General features: G+C 71.0%; 3 protein-coding genes. All 3 read left to right on the forward strand.

The genetic code is table 11. From position 1 onward, the window contains the following. Positions 1-41 precede the first annotated feature (41 nt). Entirely contained in the window at positions 42-1,232 is a 1,191-nt protein-coding gene (locus ACWELQ_RS10130) for a transcriptional regulator (protein ID WP_452396689.1), read from the forward strand. A gap of 455 nt (positions 1,233-1,687) precedes the next feature. After that, positions 1,688-19,369: a non-ribosomal peptide synthase/polyketide synthase gene (locus ACWELQ_RS10135; protein ID WP_452396687.1), complete on the forward strand. Its 17,682-nt coding sequence runs from the start codon at positions 1,688-1,690 to the stop codon at positions 19,367-19,369. Next, positions 19,369-20,991, forward strand: a 1,623-nt coding sequence (locus ACWELQ_RS10140) for an amino acid adenylation domain-containing protein (RefSeq protein WP_452396688.1), incomplete at its 3' end; no start/stop codon positions are given. The genes ACWELQ_RS10135 and ACWELQ_RS10140, both read left to right, overlap by 1 nt.

Here is a 20,991-nt window from a genome sequence, read left to right on the forward strand (position 1 = left end):
GATCCGTCTTCGACAACCCCGGGCGCGGCTTCCGGTGGCCGGTGCGATCGGTGGTGCTGGACTCCTGGCGACGCAGCCGCGGCAGCGGCATCGATCCGGACGGCTGCGACCCGGCCGTGGAGATCGATCTCCGGGAGCTGCGCGATTACCGTGCGGCGCAACCGATCTCGGTGATCCGGCCGGTGGTCGGCAAGCTGCTCGTCGAGGACGCCGCCGACGCCGGGCTGGTGGTCGCGATCAGTGACGCGGCGGGGCGGCTGCTGTGGGTGGAGGGCGATCCGAAGGTCAAGGCCCGCGCGGACCGGATCGGGTTCACCGAGGGCGCGAACTGGAGCGAGGATCGCGTCGGCACCAATGCCCCGGGCACCGCGCTGGCACTCGATCACCCGGTGCAGATCTTCGCGGCCGAGCACTTCAGCCGCGTCGTGCACGAGTGGAGTTGTTCGGCCGCACCCGTGCACGATCCGGGCACCGGGCAGATCATCGGCGCGATCGACATCACCGGCGGGCCCAGCGTCGCCGCGCCCGAGGCGCTCACGCTCATCCGGGCCACGGTCAGCGCGGCCGAGGCCGAGTTGCGGTTGCACCTGCTCGATCCCGCCGCGGCACCGGCCGGCGCGCTGCTGCGGCTCGAGGCGCTGGGCGCGCGTCGCCCCGTGCTGATCCGTGACGGCGAGCGAATTCCCTTGTCGCAGCGGCACGCCGAGATCCTGCTGCTGCTGGCCGAGCACACCGAGGGCCTGTCGGCCGATCACCTCGCCCTGCTGCTCGACGACGCCGATTTGGACAACGCCACGATTCGCGCCGCCATGTCGCGGCTGCGCTCGGTGGTCGGCTCGAATGTGTTCGGTTCGCGCCCCTATCGTTTGCGGGTCCCGATCGCCACGGATGTGGAGGCGCTGCGCGCCGCCCTGGATTCCGGGGATGTGGATGCCGCGGTGCGGCTGTACGCGGGCCCGGTGCTGCCGCGGTCGAATGCGCCGGGAGTTATAGACATTCGCGATGAGTTGCGAGTGCGCCTGCGCACGGCCGTATTACGTTCCGGCGACGCTTCGGTACTGAGTCGGTGGACTTCGGGTGCCGAGGGGCGTGACGATGCGGCCGCGTGGGCCGCCTACCGTGCCACCGTTGATCGTGAGTCTCCGCTGTATGCGCAGATCGAGGCCAAGATTCGCGTGCTGGATCGGCGCCTGGGCGCTGATGCAACGCAGATGCAACGTTTCGACTCATAGTCTCCACATCCGAAAGTGTGGTCAGTCACACCTTCGGTCAGTCATGTGGTCGTACCCACATTCAGGGCCCGCAGCGCGAGAGCCCGCCGGTCAACTAGACGCTTGTCCAACTTTTTTTCGGGAAAAAGTTCCTTTTTATTGTGTAAACGCCTAGTGTTCGCATGCATGAACGGCATCCCATGTGATGCAGGTGACAGTTGGAGGAGATCGGCAGCAGGACAATCCGGATGCGATGACCCGGAGGCAATCGCATCCCGGCCGGCGAGCCAGTAGGCCCGGCCGCTTCGAGCACTAGTTGGAACAGCGCGGCTGGGTCATGCCAGTGATACCCCCGCGCATTCGTCGAATCACCAAGGGCAGTGCGACCTTTCGCGTCCTGGTGCGCCCACGTCAGCGGTGCGTACGCAGGTCTATTTCGCGATGCCCGAAAACGTTGGTCGACATAGCAATTCGCCATGACAAGGGAGGCTCTGGTGCAGGGTACGGACTCGAGTGGTCTCGGACCGAGTGAAGTTCCGCCGTCGGATATCTCAGCGCCGTTCCCGCTCGGGCCCGCGCAGCTCGGCGTCTGGTACGCCCAGCTGCTGACACCCGAGGTGCCTCTCACCATGGCCCAATACGTCGACATCCAAGGGGATTTCGATGTCGATCTGCTATTGCGGGTGTCCCAGGACGGCGTGCCGATGTGGCGCTCCTCGCAGCTGCGTTTCACCGAGATCGACGGGCAGCCCTTCCAGTACATCGACCCGACCGCGGGCCACAACACCACGCTGCTGGATCTGCGCTCCGAGCCGGATCCCGTTGCGGCAGCCCATGACTGGATGAACGCGCAGGTGGTGCGCCCGGCCGACGTGCTCACCGACATCGATCTGCTGTTCGCGCCCACCCTGATTCGCGTCGCCGACCAGCGCTGGTTCTGGTTCGTGATCGGCCACCACATCGTCGGCGACGGCTACGCCGCCATGAACACCATGCAGTGGTCGGCGAAGCGCTACACCGCCCTGCAGCGCGGGCTCGAACCGGAGTCGGTGCGGGTCGGCACGCTCAAGGAGCTGGTCGAATCCGAATTCGCCTACCGCGAGAGCACCCGCTTCGAGGCCGATCGCGCGCACTGGGCCCAGCGCACCGCGGGGCTCGAGGGCGGCACCACCCTCAAGGGCCGGTCCGCGCCGCCGCGCGCGGGCAATATGCGCTACGGCGCGCCGCTGCACGAGGAACTCCGCCGTCGTGTCGAAGAAGTTGGCGCGCAGCACGATTCGGGCCTGCCCGGGGTGATCGTGGCGGCGTTCGCCGCGTACATGGCGCGGCTCACCGGCAAGGACGAGGCGGTGCTGAGCCTGCCGGTGACGGCGCGCACCACCGCGGTCATGCGCCGCTCCACGGGCATGCTCTCCAATATCGTGCCGATGCGACTTCCGGTGCGCGACAACACCACCTGGGCCGAGCTGCTGACCTCGGCGCGGCTGGAGATCTCGGGTGCGCTGCGCCATCAGCGCTACCGCCACGAGGACATCCACCGTGACGCCGAGCTGTCGGGCGGCGCGTCCTCGCGCGCGCTGTTCGGCCCGATGGTCAACATCATGCTGTTCCACCCGCAGCTGGAGTTCGGGGACATCAAGGCGCGGCTGCACCTGCTGTCCACCAGCCCGATCGAGGACATGAGCCTCAATCTGTTCTACGGGGAGAACGAGCGCATCCAGCTCGAGCTCGAGGTCAATCCGAACCTGTACACCAGCGCCGAGAACATCCGGCACTACCGGCGTTTCGTGAATTTTCTGGAGCGGCTGGTCGGGCTGGAGGCCGACGACCGGATCGCGGACGTGGACGTCTGCACCGAGCTGGAACGCGATGTGGTGCTGCGGCTGTGGAACGACACCGTCTTCCCGGTGGACCCGGCGGCGACGCTGGTGTCGATGTTCGAGGCCCAGGCGGCCCGCACGCCGGAGGCGACGGCGATCCGGTTCGCCGGTGAGCCGGATCGGGACCTCAACTACGCGGCCTTCGCGGAGCGGGTGAATCGTCTTGCCCGCCATCTGATTTCCCTCGGTGTCGGCCCGGAGTCGCTGGTGGCGCTGCACCTGCGGCGTTCCCCGGAGCTGATGGTCGCGGTGTACGCCGTGCAGGCCGCGGGCGGCGCGTACGTGCCGCTGGATCCGGACCACCCGGCCGAGCGCACCGCGCACATCCTCAAGACGGCCTCGCCCGCCCTGGTGCTGGCCACCTCGGCCGACCGCCCCGAAACCGATGTCCCCACACTGGATCTCGACACCCTCGGCGAATTCCTTTCCGGGTACGCCGCGTCGCCGGTGACCGATGCCGAGCGCGCGGCCCCGCTGCGCCCCGCCAACACCGCCTACGCCCTGTTCACCTCGGGCTCCACCGGCCGCCCCAAGGGCGTGATGGTGTCGCACGCCGCCATCGTGAACCGTCTGGTGTGGATGCGGGAGACCTACGACCTGTCCGCGGCCGATGTGCTGTTGCAGAAGACCCCGGTCACCTTCGACGTGTCGGTGCCGGAGCTGTTCTTCCCGCTCCAGATCGGCGCGACCCTGGTGCTGGCGCAGCCCGACGGTCACCGCGATCCCGCCTATCTGCGTTCCGTGATCGCCGAATACGGCGTCACCACAGCGCATTTCGTGCCGTCCATGCTGGAGGCCTACCTCGCCGAGCTGGAGCGCGATCCGGAGCTCGACGCGAATGCGCGCCTGCGCCTGGTCTTCACCTCCGGTGAGGCGTTGCCGGGTTCGGCCGCCCAGCGGCTGCGCGCGCTGACCGGCGTCGCGCTGCACAATCTCTACGGTCCTACCGAAGCTGCGGTCGAGGTCACCTATCACGAGGTGACCGCCGCGGACACCGTGTCCGTGCCCATTGGCGCGCCGGTGTTCAATACCCGGCTGTACGTGCTCGACGCACGTCTGCGGCCGGTCCCCGTGGGAACCCCGGGTGAGCTGTATCTGTCGGGGGTACAGCTCGCCCGGGGCTACGTGACGCGTCCGGGCCTGACGGCCGAGCGTTTCGTGGCCGACCCGTTCGCCGCCGGCGCCGAACTCATGTACCGCACCGGTGATCTGGTGCAGTGGACCGACAACGGTGAGCTGGAGTACCTGGGCCGCACCGATTTCCAGGTGAAGGTGCGCGGTCTGCGCATCGAGCTGGGCGAGATCGAGACCGTGCTGGCCGATGTCGAGGACGTCACCCGCGCGGTGGTCGTCGTGCGCGAGGACCAGCTGGTCGCCTATGTGGTCGCGCCCGCCGACCTGGATGTCACCCGGCTCAAGGCCGCGGCCGGGCGGGCGTTGCCGTCCTACATGCTGCCGAGCGCGTACGTGGTGCTGGACGCCCTGCCGGTCAATGCCTCCGGCAAGCTGGATCGCGCCGCGCTGCCCGAGCCGGAGCGGGTGACCGTCCGCTACGAGGCCCCCGCGACCGTGACCGAGCGGGCGGTGGCCCGCGTATTCGCCGAGGTGCTGGACGCGACCGAGGTCGGCCGGGCCGATGACTTCTTCGCCCTGGGCGGCAACAGCCTGGTCGCCACGCAGGTGGCCGCGCGCCTGAACGCCGAGCTGGGCTGCCGCCTGACCGTGCGCGAGATGTTCGGCGCCACCAGCGTCTCCGAGCTGGCCACCGTGATCGACGCCCAGTTCCTGAACGAGGACGCGAGCGAGGGCATTTCGCTCGAGCTGGTGCGCCGCGAGCGCCCGGAGCCGCTGCCGTTGTCCCCGGCGCAGCAGCGCATCTGGTTCCTCAACCGCTTCGACACCGCGAGCGCGAGCTACAACATGCCGTTCGTGGTGCGCCTGCGCGGCGAGGCCGACGAGGCGGCCATGGCGGCCGCGCTGACCGACGTGCTGGAGCGGCACGAGGTGCTGCGCACCGTCTTCCCTTCCACCGCAGCGGGTTTCGCCAGCCAGCAGGTGCTGGCCGCGGAGGTGGCCGAGGTTCCGGTGCTGCGGGAGACGGTCGACGCCGAGGAGCTGGACGCGCGGCTGCGCACCTTCGCGGCCGCCGGTTTCGACCTGGAGCACGAGATCCCGTTCCGTGCACGGATGTTCACCGTCACCGGCGCCGTCGCCACGGATTGCGGACTGGGCGGTCCGGTCGTCGTGGACGCCGCCGATCTGGATGTCCCCGACTACGCCATCGCCATCGTGCTGCACCACATCGCCGCCGACGGGCTCTCGCTCCCGATCCTGGCGCGCGACCTGATCACCGCCTACCTGGCCCGCACCGCGGGCGCGGCCCCGGCCTGGCAGCCGCTGGCGGTCCAGTACGCCGATTACACACTCTGGCAGCGTGATCGCCTCGGCGCGGCCGACGACGCCGGCTCGCTGCTGTCGCGGCAGCTGGAGTTCTGGCGCGCCACCCTCGCGGGCGCGCCGGATCTGCTGGAGCTGCCCGCCGACCGTCCGCGTCCGGCGATCGCGTCCGGCCGGGGCGAGAAGCTGGCCATCGAGCTGCCCGCCGAGTTGCACGCACGCATTTCGGAAACGGCTCGCGGCGAGGGTGTTTCGACCTTCATGTTCCTGCACACCGCCCTGGCGGTGCTGCTGTCGCGGCTGTCGGGCCAGTCCGACATCGTGATCGGCACGCCCGTCGGCGGCCGCGGCGCGCGCGAACTCGACGAGCTGATCGGCATGTTCGTCAACACCCTGCCGCTGCGCACCGAGATCGACGGCGGACTGCGTTTCGGCGAGCTCGCGCGCCGGGTCCGCGAGGCCGATCTGGCCGCGTTCGCGCACGCCGACGTGCCGTTCGAGCAGCTCGTCGAGGTCCTCAATCCGCCCCGGTCGGCCGCACGGCATCCGCTGTTCCAGGTGCTGCTGTCGTTCACCGCCACCGGAGACATCAGCCTCGAACTGCCCGGATTGCTTGCCACGGCAGGTACGCTGGATACCGGAGTGACCAAATTCGACCTCTCGGTCGCGGTCACCGAAAGCTTCGCCGGTGCCGGTCCCGGGGAAGGTCCGGCACCGGCGGGGATCCACGCGGAGTTCGAATTCGCGTCGGATCTGTTCGATTCCGCCACCATCGAGGTCTTCGCGCGCCGTTTCGTGCGTCTGCTCGAGGCCGTCACCACCGATCCCGCGGTGCTGGTGGACGCGCTTCCGCTGCTGTCGGAGGCCGAATACACCGATCTGACAACCCGTTCCGGCGGTCCGGTGGACACCGTCCGCCTGCTGCCCGAGCTGATGGCGGCGGCGGTCGCGGCCGCTCCGGCCCGGCTCGCGCTGGTCGAGGGTGAGGTCGGCTACAGCTACAACGAACTGGACGCCACGTCTAATCGCTTGGCGCGCTTGCTGATCGCGCGCGGCCTCGGCCCCGAGGACCTGGTCGCCGTCAGCCTGCCGCGTTCGATCGAGTACATCGTGGCCGTCTGGGCCATCGCCAAGACCGGTGCCGGCTGGGTGCCGGTGGATCCGGCGTTCCCCGCCGAGCGGATCGCCTACATCGTGCGCGACGCGGGCGCGGTGCTCGGCCTGACCGTGGACGCCGTCAGCGCCGCCCTGCCGGGCGCGCTGCCCTGGCTGCGGCTCGACGAGCCCGGATTCATCGATCAGTGCGCGGATTTCGAGTCCGCGCCGATCGCCGACGCGGACCGGGTGCGCCCGCTGCGCGCGAGCAATGCCGTCTACTCGATCTACACCTCCGGCTCGACCGGCCTGCCCAAGGGCGTGGTGGTCACCCACTCCGGACTGGCCGGTCTGTCCGAGGCTCAGTACGAACGCTTCTCCGGCACCGCCGACGCTCGCGTCCTGCACGTCACCAGCTCCTCCTTCGACGTCTCGGTGGGCGAGCTGCTGCTGGCCCTGCGCAGCGCGGCGACCCTGGTGGTCGCGCCCACCGGCGCGCACATCGGCGCGGAGCTCGCCGAAGTCATTCGCACCCAGCGGGTTACCCACGTCTTCATGACGCCGTCGGGCATCAGCACCATCGATCCCGCGGATGTGCCGAGCCTGGCCCACGTCGCGGTCGGCGGCGAGGCGTTCGCGCCGGAGCTGGTCCGGCGCTGGGCCGACGCCGGGCGCGAGTTCGTCAATGCCTACGGCCCCACCGAGGCCACCGTGGTCGTGAACATCACCGGCGCACTGGATGCGGACCGACCGGTCACCATCGGTCGTCTGGTGCCGGGTGCGCGGGAGTGGATCCTCGATTCCCGCCTGCGCCCGGTGCCGGTCGGCGCGGTCGGCGAACTGTACGTGGCGGGTCTGCCGGTGACCCGGGGCTACCGGGACCGTTCCGCCCTCACCGCCGCTCGGTTCGTGGCCTGCCCGTGGGCTCCCGGTGAACGCATGTACCGCACCGGCGACCTGGTGCGCTGGACCGTCGACGGCGACGTGGAATACCTGGGCCGCAACGACACCCAGGTGAAGCTGCGCGGCTTCCGCATCGAACTCGGCGAGATCGAGGCCGCGCTGGCCGCCCTGCCGGGCGTGCGCCGCGCGGTGGTCACCCTGCACTCCGATGCCGCGCGCGGTGACCAGCTGGTCGCCTACCTGGTGCCCGCCGCGGGCAAGCTCGACGTGGCCGAGGTGAAGGCCGCGCTCGCGGGCCGCCTGGCGGCGTACATGATTCCGGCGGCCTTCCTGGTCCTGGACGCCCTGCCGATGACCGTCAACGGCAAGCTCGACTACCGCGCGCTGCCCGCGCCGGTCTTCGCCGCCCGCGAATTCCGCGCTCCCGCAACGCCGATCGAGCTGCTGGTGGCCGAGGTCTTCGCCGAGGTGCTGGGCCTGGCCGCCGACGCCGCGCCGGTCGGCGCGGACGACGACTTCTTCGAACTGGGCGGCAACTCGCTGATCGCCACCCAGGTGGTGGCGCGACTGGGCGCGGCCCTGGACACCCAGGTGCCGGTGCGCCTGCTGTTCGAGGCCGCCGGTGTCGCGGAACTGGCGGCGCGCCTGGGCGAACTGGCCGGATCCGGCAGCCGGATCCCGCTGGTCGCGGGGGAGCGCCCCGAGGTGGTGCCGCTGTCCTACGCGCAGCAGCGCATGTGGTTCCTCAACCGCTTCGACAGCGCCTCCATCGCCGACAACCTGGTCGCGGCCATCCGCCTGGACGGTCCGCTGGACGCCGCGGCGCTGGCGGCCGCGGTCGCCGACGTGGTGAGCAGGCACGAGACCCTGCGCACGGTGTACCCGGCCGTGGACGGCGTCGGCCGCCAGCTGGTGCTGGACGTCGAATCCTCCGGTGTGGCACTGCTTTCCGAGGATGTCCCCGCCGCCGATCTGACGACCCGCATCTTCGAACTGGCGGTGCTGCCGTTCGCGGTGGACGAGCGCGTCCCCGCCCGGCTGACCCTGCTGCGGGTCGAGCCCGAGACCCACGTGCTCGTGCTGGCCGTGCACCACATCGCCGCCGACGGCTGGTCCATCGCCCCGCTGACCCGGGATCTGATGCTGGCCTACGTCTCCCGTCGCGGCGGCGAGCGGCCGTCCTGGACCCCGCTGCCCGTGCAGTACGCCGACTACGCCCTGTGGCAGCGCGAACTGCTCGGGGCCGAGAGCGATCCGGAATCCCTGCTGGCCACCCAGATTCGCTTCTGGCGTGCCGAATTGTCCGGTCAGCCGGAGACTTTGGAGCTTCCCGCCGACCGTCCCCGCCCGGCGGTGGCGACCCGCCGGGGCGCGCAGTACCGCTTCGCGATCTCCGCCGACCGCCACGCGGCGCTGCGCGAGCTCGCGGAGGGCGATCGCGCCACCCTGTTCATGGCGCTGCACGCCGCCTTCGCCACCCTGCTCGCGAAACTCTCGGGCACCGAGGACATTTCGATCGGCTCCGTGGTCGCCGGCCGCGGCGAGCAGGCCCTGGACGACCTGGTCGGCATGTTCGTCAACACCCTGGTGCTGCGCACCGAGGTCGCTCCGCAGCGCTCCTTCCGGGAGCTGCTGGCCCAGGTCCGCGAGGCCGATCTGCGTGCCTTCGCGCACGCCGACGTGCCGTTCGAGCGCCTGGTCGAGGTGCTCAGCCCGCTGCGCTCGCAGGCCCGCCACCCGCTGTTCCAGGTGGCCCTGGACTTGCAGAACACCACGCAGGCCGAATTCGAGCTGGACGGCCTGACGGCCTCGCGAATCGAGCTGGATCCCGGCATCGCCAAGTTCGACCTGCAACTGTCGCTGACCGAGAACCAGGGCGCTCTCGACGCCGTATTCACCTACGCCACCGACCTTTTCGACGAATCCACCATCGCCGCCTTCGCGCGTCGCCTGGATCTGGTGCTGGCCGCCGTCACCGCGACCCCGGACCGCCCGGTCGGCGATATCGAGCTGCTCACGGAGGCCGAGCGCGCCCGGGTCCTGACCGACTGGAACGCCACCGCCCACCCGGTCGCCCCCGCCACCCTGGTCTCCCTGTTCGACCAGCGGGCGCTGGCCTGCCCGGACGCGCCCGCGCTCGAGTTCGAGGGCGCCACCCTGTCCTACGGCGAGTTCGCCGACCGGGTACACCGCCTGGCCCGCAAGCTGGTCGAGTCCGGCGTCGGCCCGGAATCCCGCGTGGCACTGGCCATCCGGCGCTCCACCGATCTGCTGGTGGGCATGTACGCCATCCTCGCCGCCGGCGGCGCGTACGTGCCGGTGGATCCGGATCAGCCCGCGCAGCGCGCCGACTACGTGCTCGACGCCTCGGGCCCCGTGGCCATCCTCACCACCGCCCGCGACGGTTTCACCACCGCCCGCGACATCCCGGTCCTGCACATCGACACCCTGGCGCTCGACGGCTACGCCGCCGGTCCGCTGACCGACGCGGATCGCCGTGCGCCGCTGCGGGATTCGAACGCCTGCTATGTGATCTTCACCTCCGGCTCCACCGGCCGCCCCAAAGGCGTGGCGGTTTCGCATGCTGCCGTGGTGAACCGCCTGGTGTGGGGTCAGGCCCGATACGGCCTGACCCCCGCCGACGTGGTCATGCAGAAGACCCCGTTCACCTTCGACGTGTCGGTGTGGGAGCTGTTCTGGCCCTTGCAGATCGGCGCGCGGCTGGTGGTCGCCGCCCCCGATGGGCACCGCGACCCGAAGTACCTCGCCGAGTTGATCATTCGCGCGGGTATCACCCACGCGCACTTCGTGCCGTCCATGATGGCCGTCTTCGTGACCGAGCCCGCCGCCGCGAACTGCACCGGCCTGCGCCACGTCTTCGCCTCCGGCGAGGGCCTGCCGACCGGAACCGCCCGCAAGCTGCGCGAGCTGACCGGCGCGCGCCTGCACAACCTGTACGGCCCCACCGAGGCGGCCGTGGAGGTCACCTATCACGAGGTCACCGACGCCGATACCGCGTTCGTGCCGATGGGCCGCCCGGTCTGGAACACCGAAACCTATGTGCTCGACGCGCGTCTGCACCCGGTCGCCCCGGGTGTCGCGGGTGAGCTCTACCTGGCGGGCGATCAGCTGGCCCGTGGTTACCTGGGCCGCCCGGACCTGTCGGCGGATCGCTTCGTGGCCAACCCGTTCAGCGCGGGCGAGCGCATGTACCGCACGGGTGACCTGGTCACCTGGACCGCCGACGGTGAGCTGAACTACCTGGGCCGCACCGACTTCCAGGTGAAGTTGCGCGGTCTGCGCATCGAGCTGGGCGAGATCGAGGCCGCGCTGCTTTCGCAGCCGGGCGTCGATCAGGCGGTCGTGGTGGTGCGCTCGGACGCGCACGCGGGCGATCAACTGGCCGCCTACCTGGTGCGTGAGCCCGGTACCGTCATCGACCCCGACGCGGTCAAGGCCGCGCTGGGCAGCGCCCTGCCGGGCTACATGGTCCCGGCCGCCTTCGTGGTGCTGGATGCCTTCCCGGTCAACGCTTCCGGCAAGCTCGACCGCGCCGCCCTGCCCGCCCCCGTCTTCGAGACGGCCGTCTACCGCGCGCCGGAGACCGCCGCCGAGCAGGTCGTGGCCGAGGTGTTCGCGGAGCTGCTCGGCGTCGAGCAGGTCGGCGCGAACGACGACTTCTTCTCCCTCGGCGGCAGCTCACTGCTGGCGGCCCGGGTCGTGGCCCGCGTCGGCGGAGCGCTGAACGCCGAGCTGTCGGTGCGCGAATTGTTCGACGCTCCCACGGTCGCCGCGCTCGCGGCCCTGGCGGAGACCCGTACCGGTAGCGGTGTCGCCCCGCTGGCCGCGCAGCCGCGCCCCGAGCGCATCCCGCTCTCGGCCGCCCAGCAGCGCATCTGGTTCCTCAACCGCTTCCACGGCGACGGCCCCGGCAGCGCGGCGGACAATATCCCGCTGGTGCTGGGCGTCACCGGTGAGCTGGACACGGCCGCACTTCAGGCCGCGCTGCGGGATGTGGTGGCCCGCCACGAAACCCTGCGCACCGTCTACCCCGACGGCCCGCAGGGCCCCGAACAGCGGATCCTGCCGACGGGCGACACCGAACTGGTCCTCGAACGCCGCACCGCCGACGAGATCCCCGCCCGGGTCATCGACCTGATCTCCCGCGGCTTCGACCTGACCGTCGAAACCCCTTTGCGGGTGGCGCTTTTCAGCGTCTCCGACACCGAGCACGTGATGGCCCTGGTGGTCCACCACATCAGCGCCGATGGCGTCTCGCTCGGCCCGCTGGCCACCGATTTCATGCTCGCCTACCAGGCCCGCCGCGACGGCGCGGAGCCCGCGTGGCAGCCGCTGGCCGTGCAGTACGCCGACTACACGCTGTGGCAGGCGAACCGCCACGGTGACGACACCGATCCGGCCTCGCTCGGCCACCGCCAGCTGGAGTTCTGGACGAAGCGCCTCGCCGGGCTGCCCGAGCAGCTCGAGCTGCCCGCCGACCGCCCGCGCCCGGCCGTCTCGTCGCAGCGCGGAGCCGAATTCCGCACCGTGATCGACGCCGAGGTGCACGCCGGACTGCGCGAGCTGGCCCGTGCCCACGACGCCACCCTGTTCAGCACCGTGCACGCCGCACTGGCCGTGCTGCTGTCGCGGCTGTCGGGCAGCACCGATATCGCCGTCGGCTCCCCGGTGGCCGGGCGCGGTGAGCAGGCCCTCGACGGCCTGGTCGGCATGTTCGTCAACACCCTGGTGCTGCGCACCCAGGTGGATCCGGGCGCCGGATTCGACACCGTCCTGAAGACGGTGCGCGAGGACGACATCGAGGCCCTCTCGCACCCGGACGTCCCCTTCGAGCGCCTCGTCGAGGTGCTGGCCCCGGCCCGCTCCCAGGGCCGCCACCCGCTCTACCAGGTGGCGCTGTCGTTCCAGAACTACGAGCTGCCCGCGCTGGAACTGCCCGGCCTGCGGGTCGCCCCGGAGCCCATCGACATCGCGGTGGCCAAGTTCGATCTCCAGTTCACCGTCGCCGAGGCGCTCGACGCCGACGGCGCGGCGGACGGACTCACCGTCGACATCACCTACGCCACCGACCTTTTCGATGCGGCGAGCATCGCGGCGCTGGCCGAGCGCTTCGAGCGGGTGCTGGCGGCCGTGGTGGCCGACCCGGCCGTCGAGGTGCAGGCCGTCCCGCTGCTGTCGGACGCCGAATACCTGGATCTGACCACCCGTTCCGGCGACGCGATCGAGACCGGCCGCACCCTGCCGGACCTGATGGCCGCCGCCGTGGCCGCGCAGCCGGACCACGTCGCGCTGATCGACGGGGACCGGGAGCTCACCTACCGCGAGCTCGACGCCGTGTCGAACCGCTTGGCGCGCTTGCTGATCGCCCGCGGTCTCGGCCCGGAGGATCTGGTCGCGGTCGCGATGCCGCGCTCGCTGAGCTCGGTGCTGGCGGTCTGGTCGATCACCAAGGCGGGTGCGGGCTGGGTGCCGGTCGATCCCGCGCACCCGAGCGACCGCATCGCCTACATGGTCACCGATTCCGGTGCGGCCCTGGGCCTCACGATCGCGGCGGCCCAGTCCGGCCTGCCGGACTCGATCGAATGGCTCACCGTCGACGACTTCGACTTCCGCAGCACCGCCGCGGAATTCGGCGACCGGCCGATCCGTGATGCCGACCGCGTCCGGCCGCTGCACGCCACCCACGTGGCCTACGCCATCTACACCTCCGGCTCGACCGGCGTCCCCAAGGGCGTCCTGGTGTCGCACCTGGGCCTGCCCGGCCTGGCCGGTGCGCAGACCAAGCGCTACCGCAGCTCGCAGACCGCGCGCGTCCTGCACGCCTCCTCGCCCTCGTTCGACATCTCCGTGGGCGAACTGGTGCTGGCCCTCGACACCGCCGCCACCCTCGTGGTGGCTCCGCCGGAGTCCGCCGTCGGACCCGAGCTCGCGGAACTGATTCGGGCACACCGGGTTACTCACCTGGTCATGACCCCGTCCGCACTGGGCACCATCGATCCCGCCGAGGTCCCGGACGTGCTCTCGGCCGCCACCGGCGGCGAGGCCGTCCCGGCCGAGTTGGTGCGCCGCTGGGCCGAGGCCGGACGCATCCTGGTCGACGCCTACGGCCCCACCGAGGCCACCGTCGTGGTGAACGCCACCGCGCCGCTGAGCGTTTCGGATCACGTCACCATCGGCACGCCGCTCGACGGCCTGCGCGAATGGGTGCTCGACGACCGGCTGCGCCCGGTGCCCGTCGGCGTGATCGGCGAACTGTACGTGGCGGGCGGTCAGCTGGCCCGCGGCTACCGCGGCCGCGCCGATCTCACCGCGGCGCGCTTCGTGGCCTGCCCCTGGGCTCCCGGCGAGCGCATGTACCGCACCGGCGACCTGGTCCGCTGGACCACCGACGGCAACGTGGATTATCTGGGCCGCAACGACTCCCAGGTGAAGCTGCGCGGCTACCGCATCGAGCTGGGCGAGATCGAGGCGGTGCTGGCCGAGCATCCCGCGGTCCGCCGGGCCGTCGCGGTGGTGCACGGGGAGCACCTGGTCGCCTACCTGGTCGGCGAAACCGACGCCCTGGACGTGGATTCGGTGCGGGCGGCCATCACCGGCCGCCTCGCCGCCTACATGATTCCCGCCGCCTTCATGGTGCTGGACGCCATGCCGATGACCGTCAACGGCAAGCTGGACTACAAGGCCCTGCCCGCCCCCGTCTTCGAGGGCAGCGCCTACCGCCGCCCGGCCACCGTGGCCGAGGAACTGGTCGCGGGCGTCTTCGCGGAACTGCTCGGTGTCGAAAAGGTCGGCGCGGACGACGATTTCTTCGCCCTGGGCGGCAGCTCCCTGGTCGCGACGAAGGCCGTCGCCCGCCTCGGCGCGGTCTTCGAGACCACCGTGGGCGTGCGCGCGCTGTTCGAGGCCCCGACCGTGGCGGCCCTGGCCGCCCGGATCGCCGAGGGCACCGGCGAATCCCAGCGCCCCGCCCTGGTCGCCGCCGAGCGTCCGGAGCGGCTGCCGCTGTCCCCGGCGCAGCAGCGCATGTGGTTCATCAACCGCTTCGACCGCGAATCCACCGCCTACAACGTGCCGATCGCGCTGCGGCTGGCGGGGGAGCTGGATGTCGAGGCCCTGGCCGGGGCCTTCGCCGACGTGCTGGAACGCCACGAGACGCTCCGCACCGTCTACCCGGAAACCCCGGAGGGCGCGGCCCAGGTGATTCTGCCTGCCGCACAGGCATTCTCGGGCCTGGCCGTCACCGAGGCCACCGAGGCCGACCTGCCCGACCGGGTCCGCGAGATCCTCACCACCACCTTCGACGTCACCGCCGAGGTCCCGATCCGGGTGGAACTGCTGAAGGTCGCCGACGCCGACTACGTGCTCGCCGGTGTGCTGCACCACATTTCGGCCGACGGCTCCTCCGTGGTCCCGCTGGTGCGCGACCTCATGCTGGCCTACCACGCCCGCCTGGCGAACACCGCGCCGATGTGGCAGCCGCTGACCGTGCAGTACGCCGACTACGCCCTGTGGCAGCACGCCCTGCTCGGCGCGGAGGACGACGCCGACTCGGTGGCCGCCACCCAGCTCGACTACTGGCGCACCACCCTGGCCGGCCTGCCCGACCAGCTCGACCTGCCCACCGATCACCCGCGCCCGGCCCGGCAGAGCCTGCACGGCAACTACATTCGGCTGCCGCTGGACGCCGGACTGCACGCCCGCCTCACCGAGCTGGGCCGCGCGCACGGCGCGACCCTGTTCATGGTCGTGCACGCCGCCTACACCGCCCTGCTGTCGCGGATCACCGGCACCGACGACATCGCCGTCGGCACGCCGATCGCGGGCCGCGGCGACCGCGCCCTCGACGACGTGATCGGCATGTTCGTCAACACCCTGGTGCTGCGCACCCGCACCGACGCCGCCGAACCGTTCACCGCCCTGCTGGGCCGGGTCCGAACCGGCGACATCGCGGCCTTCTCGCACGCCGACGTGCCCTTCGAGCGGCTGGTGGAGGTGCTCAACCCGGAGCGCTCGACCGCCCGCCACCCGCTCATGCAGGTCGGCCTGTCGTTCCAGAACCAGGAGCGGGCCACCCTGGAACTGCCCGGCCTGACCGTGTCGGAGATCGAATTCGACACCCATGTCGCGCAATTCGACCTGCACCTGTTCGCGGTGGACGACTACGCCGAGTCCGGCGCGCCCGCCGGGCTGGCCCTGACCCTCGGCTACGCCACCGACCTGTTCACCGACGCCACCGCGCAGCGCTTCGTCGCCGCCCTGGCCCGCCTGCTGGAAGGCGTCGCGGCACAGCCGGATATGCCGATCGGCGATATCGACCTGCTGGGCGCGGGCCTGCGCCGGCGCATGCTGAACGACTGGAACGCCACCGCGCATCCGGTCGCGCCCGCCACGCTGGCCGATCTGGTGGACGACCAGGTCTCGGCGACGCCGGACGCGGTCGCGCTGCAGGACGGCGAAACCTCGCTCACCTACGCGGAATTCGATGCCCGGGTCAACCGCCTGGCCCGCACCCTCATCGGCCTCGGAGTCGGACCCGAGACCGCTGTGGTGCTGGCCATGCGCCGCGGCATCGATCTGGTGGTCGGCATGTACGCGGTGGTCAAGGCGGGCGGCGCGTACGTGCCGATCGACCCGGACCACCCGGCCGACCGCATTGCCTACATCGTCGAGACCGCCGCTCCGGCAGTGGTTCTCACGACGACGGCCGACGGCCTCGGCTTCACCACCGATGTCCCGGTGCTCGAAGTGGACGGCCACACCGGATCCTCCGCGGCACCCATCACCGACGCCGACCGCGTGCGCCCCCTGCGCCCGCAGCATCCCGCCTACATCATCTTCACCTCGGGCTCCACCGGCCTGCCCAAGGGCGTGACGGTCCCGCACGCGGCCATCGTCAACCAGTTGTGCTGGCTGCGTGACACTTTCGACCTCTCCCCGGCCGACCGCGCGCTGCTCAAGACCCCCGCCACCTTCGACCTGTCGGTGTGGGAGTTCTGGTCGGCGCTGACCACCGGCGGCAGCCTGGTCGTCTCGGCCCCGGGCGACGAACGCGATCCGGACCGCCTGCGCGCCCTGATCGACACGCACGCCGTCACCGTCCTGCACCCGGTGCCGTCCCTGCTGGGCATGCTGCTGGCGACCGGCCCGCTGCCCGCCTCGGTGCGCGCGGTGCTGGCCATCGGCGAGGCGCTGCCCGCCGCGACCGCCACCGAGTTCCTGGATCGGAACGCCACCGGCGCACAGCTGTTCAATCTCTACGGCCCCACCGAGGCGGCGGTCTCGATCACCGCCCACGAGGTCCGCGAACAGCACCGGCACAGCGTCCCGATCGGCGCGCCGGTCTGGAACAGCCGCGTCTACGTGCTCGACGCCCGTCTCTCGCCGGTCCCGATCGGCGTGCCCGGCGAGCTGTACCTCTCCGGCGCGCAGCTGGCGCGCGGCTACCACGGTCGCCCGGCGCTGACCGCCGACCGTTTCATCGCCGATCCCATTGCCGGGGGCCGCATGTACCGCACCGGCGACATCGTGCGCTGGCGCGCCGACGGCACCCTCGAGTACCTCGACCGCGCCGACTTCCAGGTCAAGATCGGCGGCTTCCGCATCGAGCTCGGCGAGGTGGAGACGGCCCTGCGCCGCCAGCCGGGAGTGCAGGCGGCCGTCGCGGTCGCGCACGCCGGACGTCTGGTGGCCTACGTCGCGATCCCCGGCCTCGCCGACGAGGCTCGCGCCGAGAGCGTCACCACCCTGCGCGCCGCGCTGGTCACCGAGCTGCCCCGGTACATGGTCCCCGCCGCCCTCATGGTGCTGGAGACCCTGCCGCTCAACGCCAATGGCAAGGTCGACCGGGCCCGCCTGCCCGAGCCGGAGTTCACGGTGGCCGCCCACCGCGAACCGGAGACCGCACTCGAACGGTCGGTAGCTGCCGGTTTCGCCGAGGTCATCGGCACCGGCATCGCCATCGGCCTGGACACCGATTTCTTTGCGCTGGGCGGCAATTCGCTCATGGCGACCCGCCTGACCGCCCGCCTGGGCTCGGATCTCGGTGTGCGGGTGCCGGTCTCGGCCCTGTTCGAATCCCCGACCGTGGCTGGCCTGGCTGCCTGGATCGCCACCGCCGACCGCGGCGACCTGATGCCCGCCCTCACCCGGCGCACCGGCGAGGGACCGGCCCCGCTGTCGCTGGCCCAGCAGCGCATGTGGGTGCTCAACCGCCTGCACCCGGAATCCGGGGCCTACAACGTGCCCGCCGCCATCCGGCTGTCCGGCGACCTGGACAAGGCCGCACTGACCGCCGCACTGCGGGATGTGCTGGCCCGCCACGAGATCCTGCGCACCCGCTACCCGGAGATCGACGGCGAGCCCGTGCAGGTCGTGCTGGACCTGGGCGACCTCGACGGTGAGCTCACCGCGATCCCGGTGTCGGAGAGCGATCTTCCGGCCCGCCTGCTCGAAACCGCCACCGCCGGTTTCGATGTCACGGCCGCACCGCCGGTCCGCGTGGCCCTGTTCGAACTGGCCCCCGCCGACCACGTGCTGCTGGTGGTCCTGCACCACATCAGCGCCGATGGCTTCTCCATGCAGCCCATGACCCGGGACCTGGTGCTGGCCTACACCTCTCGTCTGGCAGCCATCGCACCCGCCTGGACGCCGCTCGAGATCCAGTACGGCGACTACGCCGCCTGGCAGCGCGCAGCCCTCGGCTCCGATACGGATCCCGACAGCCTGCTGTCCCGGCAGCTGGCCTTCTGGGTGAACGAACTGTCCACCGCACCCGAGCAATTGGCGCTGCCCACCGACCGCCCCCGCCCCGCCCGCCGCGAAATGCTGGGCGCCAAGGTCGAGTTCGCGGTGCCCGACGAGACCGTCGAGCGCCTGGCCGTCCTCGCCCGCGAGCACAACGCCACCCTGTTCGGCGTTGTGCACGCCGCCTTCGCCGTCCTGCTGGCCAAACTGTCGGGCCAGCGCGACATCACGATCGGCGTCCCCCTCGCCGGTCGCGGCGAACGCGCGCTGGACGACCTGATCGGCATGTTCGTCAACACCGTGGTGCTGCGCACCGAGGTGGACGGCAAGCTGGCCTTCACCGAGCTGCTGCGGCAGGTGCGCGACCGCGATCTGGCGGCCTTCGCCCACGCCGACGCGCCTTTCGAGCGCGTGGTGGAGGCCGTGCTGGCCGCCACCGGCCGGGCTCGCTCGGCGTCGGTCAACCCGCTGTTCCAGGTGGCCTTCGCCTTCCAGAACCTGGCCCAGACCTCGGTGGCGCTGCCGGGTCTGACCGTCGAGGCGCTCGAGCCGGAGCTGTCCGAGGCCAAGTTCGATCTCCAGCTCACCGGCGTCGAACGCCACGATCAGACCGGCCGCGTGGTGGGTCTGGACATGCGATTCGATTACGCCACCGACATTTTCGGTGCCGAGTCGGTGCGCCTGCTGGCCCAGCGCCTGCTGTTGGTGCTCGACACCGTGCTCGCCGATCCGTCGGCCGCGGTGCGCGCCATCGACATTCGCACCGAGGCCGAGCGGGGTCGCCGTCCGGCCGCGCCGCAGCAGCCCACGGCCACCGCCACGGATCTGCCCACCCTGATCGCCGCCGCGGCGGCGATCGCCCCCGAGGGCCTCGCCCTCACCCACGGTGCCCACACCGTCACCTACCGGGATCTCGCCGAGAAGATCTCCGTCACCGCCCGTGCCATGGGCGCTGCCGCCAAGCCGGAAGCGCTCGTGAACGTGGCCCTCGCCGGACTGGTGCCCGGCATTCTGGCCGCCCTCGGCGCGGTCGGACTCACACAGGCCCTGAGCACGCTCAGCGCGGACGCGCAGGCCCTGATCCTTCGCTCGGAAAGCACGTCGGAAGGAACCCTCTGATGCACTACGCAGAGTCGATCGCCACCAGCCGAACCGGCCGGGTCACGGCATTGCGCCGCGCCTACGGCGTGGGCGACCTACCTTGCCTGATCGCCGTCGTGGCCGATTTGGAACCCGACCGCATCGCCCTGCGCTACGCGGGAGACACCGTCTCCTACGGCGCGCTGGCGACCGAGACCGCCATGCTCGGCGAGGCCATGGGTGGCGCGCTCGAGCCCGAAGCCCTCATGCAGGTCGTGGTCTCCGGACAACTGCCCGGCCTGATGAACGGCGAGGAAGGCGGCCTCACCGCCACTTTGGAGGCGCTCGTCGACGACGCGGTGCTCGCGGCCTCCGAAGTACTCGACCCGAAACTGGCCCCGGTCGAAACGCTGGCCACCCAGTTCCGGGCACAGGTCGCGCGCACGCCCGACGCGGTGGCCATGGAATTCGAGGGCGCGACCCTCACCTACGCCGAATTCGCCGGGCGCGTCACGGTTCTCGCGAAGCACCTGCGCGGGCTGGGCGTCGGCCCCGACGTGCTGGTGGGGCTGGCGGCGCGGCGCTCCTTCGAGCTGCTGGTCGGCATGTTCGCGATCCTCGAGGCGGGCGGCGCGTACGTGCCGATCGATCCGGATCACCCGGCCGAGCGCATCGCCTACGTGCTCGAGGTGGCCAAGCCCGCCGTGGTGCTCACCACCACCGCCGATCAGATGGCCCTCGACACCGAGGTCCCGGTGCTGCGCATCGACGAATTCGAGCGCACCGCACGTGAATACGGCCTGGATCAGCCGCAGCCGCTGTCCCCGGCCGAGGATCCGGAGCTGGTGCAGCCCGGCCCCGACAACCTCGCCTACGTCATCTTCACCTCCGGTTCCACCGGCCGCCCCAAGGGCGTCGCGATCCCGCACCGCGCGGTCATCACGTTCCTTCGCTGGCAGCAGCGGCAGTTCCGGCTCAACGAGCAGGACGCGGTCCTGTTCAAGACCTCGACCACCTTCGACGCCTCGGTGTGGGAGATCTTCTGGCCCTTGCAGACCGGGGCCCGCCTGGTCATCACCGCGCCCGACGGTCACCTGGATCCGGCCTACCTGGTGCGGGTGATCCGTGACTCCGAGGTCACCGCGGCCTTCTTCGTGACCTCGATGCTGGCGGCCCTGGTGGGCGAGCTGCTGCGCACCGGGGAGGACATGCCCGACTCCCTGCGCTACCTGCTCACCGGTGGCGAGACCGTCCCCGTCGGAATCGCCGCTGACTTCCGCAGCGTCAGCGGCGCGACCCTGTTCGACGTGTACGGCCCGACCGAGTCCACCGTGCTGGCCACCTCGCACGAGGTCACCGCCGAGGACGTCGACAGCATCCCGATCGGCAGCCCCGGCGACGATGTCGAACTGCTGGTGCTGGACGAGGATCTGCGCCCGGTGCCGACCGGCGTGGTCGGCGAACTGTACGTCGCCGGACCGCAGCTGGCACGCGGCTACTTCGGCCGCTCGGGCCTGACCGCGGAACGCTTCGTGGCCAATCCCGAAGGCCCGTCCGGCGACCGCATGTATGGATCCGCTCAAGGAATCCCTGGGCCAGGCCGAAGCCTTCCAGAAGACGTTCGAGGACTACGCGGCCAACTGCGCGCAGACCGAGAAGAC

The organism is Nocardia sp. NPDC004722, assembly GCF_053601505.1.

What these genes read in the sequence shown, in the direction of transcription:
- ACWELQ_RS10135 (WP_452396687.1), top strand. Translation starts at nt 1,688, where the DNA reads ATGACAAGGGAGGCTCTGGTGCAGGGTACGGACTCGAGTGGTCTCGGA.